The sequence below is a fragment of the Shewanella sp. AS1 genome, from assembly GCF_021412565.1.
Classification (GTDB): Bacteria; Pseudomonadota; Gammaproteobacteria; order Enterobacterales; family Shewanellaceae; genus Shewanella.
The window spans coordinates 1-291 of the sequence record NZ_JAKCLJ010000068.1; the positions used below are offsets into that span (position 1 = coordinate 1).

Below are 291 nucleotides of genomic sequence, written 5' to 3' on the forward strand. Positions count from 1 at the left end.
CTAATCCAACACCCCTCGCCTGCTGCATCGTCTCTATCATGTCATCGATCAGGCGTTCAATCGAAGCATCGATAACGGGCACCTTCTTGGCTTTTTGCCTCAAAACACGATCATGCGGTAAGCGACAGATCGGTAGAACCGTCATCATCCCACCTGCCTTCTTCTTCGTTTCTTAGGCATCGATTGTCTGCCGGCTATGATTACGGTGAAGCCGGCGTCAGGGTGATAGCCCTCCTTAGTCTCCTCTATGTGCTGCACCCCGCCGGGTTTCTCGAACAGTGTCGACACTAC

1 protein-coding gene is annotated in these 291 nt (G+C 52.9%); it reads right to left on the minus strand.

From position 1 onward, the window contains the following. Positions 1-148, minus strand: a 148-nt coding sequence (locus LZP69_RS16770; RefSeq protein ID WP_442800695.1) for a peptide deformylase, incomplete at its 3' end; no start/stop codon positions are given. Positions 149-291: the final 143 nt, after the last annotated feature.